The sequence below is a fragment of the Streptomyces sp. NPDC037421 genome, assembly GCF_055602105.1.
Window position 1 is genome coordinate 1 of sequence record NZ_JBVJWV010000022.1, and the last position, 4,633, is coordinate 4,633.

7 protein-coding genes are annotated in these 4,633 nt (G+C 73.4%); all 7 read right to left on the reverse strand.

All coding sequences use genetic code 11. The annotated features are described in order from the left end of the window. Positions 1 to 116: 116 nt before the first annotated feature. The 7 genes from ACZ7IF_RS26510 to ACZ7IF_RS26540 all read right to left on the reverse strand — a co-directional run bounded on the left by ACZ7IF_RS26510 (position 117) and on the right by ACZ7IF_RS26540 (position 4,571). On the reverse strand, positions 117 to 452 hold the full coding sequence (locus ACZ7IF_RS26510) for a hypothetical protein (RefSeq protein WP_470975980.1): 336 nt from the start codon (positions 450 to 452) through the stop codon (positions 117 to 119). Between the two features lie 76 nt (positions 453 to 528). Next, positions 529 to 756, reverse strand: a complete 228-nt coding sequence (locus ACZ7IF_RS26515; protein WP_470975983.1) for a hypothetical protein — start codon at positions 754 to 756, stop codon at positions 529 to 531. A gap of 48 nt (positions 757 to 804) precedes the next feature. Further along, positions 805 to 1,497 (reverse strand): hypothetical protein, encoded by a 693-nt coding sequence (locus ACZ7IF_RS26520; protein WP_470975986.1) that lies wholly within the window; start codon positions 1,495 to 1,497, stop codon positions 805 to 807. A gap of 72 nt (positions 1,498 to 1,569) precedes the next feature. Then, positions 1,570 to 1,890: a hypothetical protein gene (locus ACZ7IF_RS26525; RefSeq protein ID WP_470975989.1), complete on the reverse strand. Its 321-nt coding sequence runs from the start codon at positions 1,888 to 1,890 to the stop codon at positions 1,570 to 1,572. 114 nt (positions 1,891 to 2,004) lie between these two features. Then, on the reverse strand, positions 2,005 to 3,096 hold the full coding sequence (locus ACZ7IF_RS26530; protein ID WP_470975992.1) for a hypothetical protein: 1,092 nt from the start codon (positions 3,094 to 3,096) through the stop codon (positions 2,005 to 2,007). A 90-nt stretch (positions 3,097 to 3,186) separates the two neighbouring features. Next, positions 3,187 to 3,891: a hypothetical protein gene (locus tag ACZ7IF_RS26535; protein WP_470975995.1), complete on the reverse strand. Its 705-nt coding sequence runs from the start codon at positions 3,889 to 3,891 to the stop codon at positions 3,187 to 3,189. Between the two features lie 35 nt (positions 3,892 to 3,926). Continuing rightward, positions 3,927 to 4,571 carry a hypothetical protein gene (locus ACZ7IF_RS26540; RefSeq protein ID WP_470975997.1) on the reverse strand — a complete coding sequence of 215 codons (645 nt, stop codon included), beginning with the start codon at positions 4,569 to 4,571 and terminating at the stop codon, positions 3,927 to 3,929. Between the last annotated feature and the right edge of the window lie 62 nt (positions 4,572 to 4,633).

The window sequence follows — 4,633 nt, forward strand, 5'->3', positions numbered from 1 at the left end:
CTCCCAACAAAACAGACCTCCACTAAATAGGCAGATGCCACACCCCCCCCCCCCCCCCCCCCCGGGTGGCGCCCCCCCCCCCCCCCCCCCCCCCCCCCCCCGGGGCGGGGGTGGGGTCAGTTCACGAACCGGTTGACGATGAGCAGCGCGAGCAGCTTGCCGACTGCGCGGAGGTCGTCCTCGTTGCTGGGCGCGCCGTCGGGCAGGGTCACGAGGTGGATGTCGGGGAAGGCGTCGTCCCGGCGGTAGATCACGAGGTCGTCCACGTCGTCCAGGGCCAGGCGCAGCGTGGGCACGTTCGGGCCCCAGATCAGGCCGGAGCCGCCGAGGTGACCGGAGTCGCCTCCCCATCCGGCGCCGAGCGCGTGGACGGCTGCAAGGGCGTAGTCGCCGATCGTGTACCGGTACGCGCCGAGCTCCGGGAGGTATGCAGGCTGGGTGGGCGTGGTCATCAGGAGTTCTTCTCTCTGTGGGGCCGCCCGGCGGTGTGCCGGGAGGCGCGGGGAGTCAGGAGGGCAGGAGGGCGCTCTAGCGCTCCTCGACGACCCACTTCTTCTTCTTGCGGTCCCAGGCGGCTCGGGGCGCGTCGGGCCGCGTGCCGGAGTACACGTGGGGCGATGTACGCCAGTTGGTTTCCGGTCCCATGCGGTCTCCGAACATGAGGGCGAAGCCGTCGCGTTCGAGTTCGTTCAGCGCGTCGGCAAGCTGCTGCCACCTGGCGGTCGGGGCGGAGTCTGGGGCGGGCGTTGCAGGCATGGGCTGGTCCTTCTGGAGGGTGGGCGGGGCGGGGTTGCAGAGACGAGATCAGCCGACCAGGGCAGGCGCGGCGTCGAGCTGGGCAAGCAGCGGCCGGACGAACGTGCGGGCGACGGGCATGTCCGCCTCGCGCCACGTGGGCGTGGTCCGGATGGCCTGCCAGTGGGCTTCGGTCATCGCGAGCGCGGGGGCGTCCTCGCAGTCCGGCACCGTGCCGGGAATGTGGGCGCCGCTGATGTCGACGTGTGCGCCGTCGGGCCGCGTCACGACGATGTGGCCGATCCGGCACGGGCACTCGTCGTCGCTCTCGTCGTCGGCGCACAGGGAGTCGATGCCGAAGCACTCGGACGTGAGCAGCGCGGTAGTGGGCCAGCCGGTGACCTCGTTCAGCGCGAGCGCCATGGCGTGGCACTGGCCACGGGTGAACGCTTCGCGGGCGGCGTCATCCAGCCGGCCCGGGGTCACCTCGAACCTGCGATGCCACTGGCCCAGCACGGTGACCGGCCGGTCGGTGGGAAGGCCGAACGTTTCGGTGAGCTCCGCGATCACCGCGTCAAGCTGGTCGTCCGCCTCCAGGGCGTAGGTGAAGCGGTCTTCGTCGTAGGCGGGCATGGCGTGCTCCGGTACATCCCCGTCGTCGTCGGCGTACTCGTTCAGGGCTGCGCGGTGGCGGGCGTTCAGCGCTCGGTACGCGGCGATGGCGTCATGGACGACGGCGACGGGGGTCAGGTTGCTGGTCATGGGCGTGGTGGCTATCCGGGCCCGGGGCCTTGCGTCCGGGGCGCTGCTGGCCCCGGACCCGGCGGAGGGAGGTCAGGCGCCGTCGGCGGCGGCGGCCAGGAGCGCGCGGACCTCGGCCTGCGCCCTGTCGATCAGCACGTGAAGACGGGCCACGACGGCGTTCGCGACGGTCCCGATGAACTGGCCGTGCTCCCCGGTCCGCTGGGTGAACTCGGCGTTCGCCGCCAGGATGAACGCGTAGGTGGGGCGGCCGTCGTCGGTGGTGAGGTCCGCGATCACCTCGGACGGGGCGGCGAGGAGTTCGGCGGCCAAGTCGTTAATGGCCGGGTGGTCGGCGAGGTCGCGGACGGAGTTGTTGAACGAGGGGGCGTAGACGGTGGTGGACACCGGCATTCTCCGATTCGAGCAGGGCGCAGCACGGCAGGGGCGCGCGGCGCCGGAAGTGGGTTGGGGAGGATGCGGGGCGGGAGCGGCTACAGTCGCGCGCTCCCGCCCGAGGGAATGCCGTCAGGCGAGGAGGGGCTGACCGTTCGCGATGGCGCGCAGGTCGGTGAGGGTCAACCCCTGTGGGGGGTTGGCGACGGCGGCCACGGCGTACTCGTACGCGGCGCGCTCGTTCTCGGGCGTCGGGTCGTACGTGGCCCGCATGTCCTCGATGTGCGGCGCTTCGTCCTCCAGGAACGCCCACCAGCCCGAGAACGGCCCCTCCTGCTCCCAGCGGGCCCGAGCCTGTACGAGGGCGTCTCCGGCGCTCACCGCGCGGATGCCGTACCGCTTGAGGCCGCGCGCGTCGAGCCGTCCGTCAACGACGTTCCAGTCCTGGCCCGCGCGGAGCTGTGCGGTGCGGACGACGGAGTGCACGGGCAGGTCCGCCCACTGCTCGCCGGTCAGCGGGGACTCGGCGTACCAGAGCACCTGCCACGACGCCGGCTGTTTGGCCAGCGTGACCGGCGCCACGCGGGTCGACGCGGCGGCGAGGATGTCGCGCGCCTCGGTGACCAGCTGGTCCCACCGGGCCACGTCCACGGGTCCGGCGGCCGCGAGGCGGTTGATGTGCGTCCACGCCGTAAGGAAGCCCTCGGCGGTCGCCCACTCCTCCGGGTTGTCGTCGGCGTCCCAGGCGAGCCGCTGGCCGGGCTCCTGGCCGATCTGGCCCCAGACCTCGGCGGCGGTGAAGTGCGGACCGCCTTCCCGGACGGTGTCCCGGGCGTTGTCCTGGAGGCCCCGGGTCAGTTCCTCTGCGGCCGGGTGCAGCGCGGCGAACAGCTCGGCAGCGTCCTCGTACTGGCGTTCCGTGTGCCCTGGGGCGGGCTCGGCGGCGGCCGGGGCGGCGGGCTTGACCGGGCGCGCCGGGTGGTCGGCCAGAGCGGCGGCCACGCGCTTTCCGAGGAAGGTGAGGACGCACCAGTTGAAGCCGCCGTGGCGGTTGGTGACTTCGCGGATCAGCCGCTTGCGGTGCAGGGCCTCCACGGTGTTGCCGTGGATCGCTGCGGGACCCATGTTGGGGACCCGGCCGTCGGCGGCGGCCGCCGTGGCGGTGATGGCGGCGCGGCTCTTTGGGGTGAGGCCCTTGATGATCTCGTTCAAGTACGCGGACACAGGTGTCCCCTTTGGTTGCGTTTCGGAGCGTTGCGCTGGTCCGGCTTGCTCGTGCCGTCCAACAATGAAAACTGTACACCACGTCCGCAACTACTCAACAGGGGGTTCGGCAAAGGCCTTCCGCATGTGCTCGGCCGCCGCACCGCGCGCCCCCAGCCGCGACGCGGCCATCACCCGCCACCCACACGAACACACCGCCTCCGACGCTGCGTCGAACGAGCGCCCCGCCCACAGAGACGACCACGCCCAGCCCGACGGCTGTGACGTACGGGTCATGTGCCGTGCCTCCGGAGCGCACAGGAGCCGCAGACCCGCGTCCGCGACGGCCGCCACCCGGGCCGAGTCCCACCCCGACCCCTCCAGCCGCACGGCCAGGACCACGCAGCCGGCCCGCTGCACCTCCACCCGCCCGTCCGGCCACACCCGCGTGGACGCACCCGGCACGCTCCAGCCCACCGACCCGTCCGACTCTCGGGGCACCCCGTTGGCGTGCGTCCGCGTCATCCGGGCCAGCAGCCGCACCGACCCGGGCGCAACCTCCGGGTTGCGGTGGTCGGCGACGGCCGGGGCGTACTCGGCGACGGCGGCCAGCCACGCCCCCGCGTACGGGTAGGCGTCCGGGCGCAGCGTGGCCAGGGCCACGCGGCTCTCGCCGTCGGCGGACGGCTCGGCGGCGTGGACAGCTGCCCGGACGAACTCCCGGTCGACGCTCCCGTACTTCCGGAAGCGGATCCGGCCGTGGCCGGTGGGGTACTCGGTGCTCTCGCCGGGGGCGAGCAGGATCAGAGCGGGCATCGGGAACGTCCTCCAGGGCGCGGGAGTGGAAGGAGTCAGGGGGTGCAGGGCTGCGGGTGAACGCGGGCGTGGGCCCGCTTCAGCACGGCGGCGCGGCGTTCCGGCGGGATCGGCGCGAAGTGCGCCCCGTACTCGTACGGCCCGTCGCCCGGGGCCGGGAACCGGTGCACCGTCAGAACCCCGCCGGGGAACCGGAGCGTCGGCTCGCTGATCTCGAAGCGGACCCGTGTCCGGCCGATGCGGCGCACCCACGCGTACGAGACGCCTTCGTGCTCGGGCAGTGCAAAGCGGGCGAGGCCGATGCTCAGCCGGTAGCGGGTGCATGCGGTCGGTACGGCCGGGTGATCGTGCTCGCCCCGCCAGTGCCCGCACCGGGCGCAGCACGGGGTCAGCGGCGGTCGCTCGCACGGTACGGCGCGGAACACGGGACCGAGCAACCCGGGCACGGTGCCCGCCCCCTGCCCGTACGTCAGGACCAGCGACTCGTCGCACGGGTCCAGGGCGGCGGCCCCGCCGGTGCGCAGCGCGGCGCCGAGTACGGAGCGGACCAGGGAGCCGGAGACGGGCACCGCGGCTTCGGGGCGGTCCGCGTTGGCCAGTAGGTAGGCGGCCCCGGCGGCGTCCAGCGGGCGGACGATCGGGTGCGGGGTGTCGAGCGGGGGGAGGGCGGCGGTGTTCACGACAGGGGATTCCTCTCGGGCGGCCGCGCCCCGGGCCGGCTGTCTGCCCGGGGCGCGGCAGG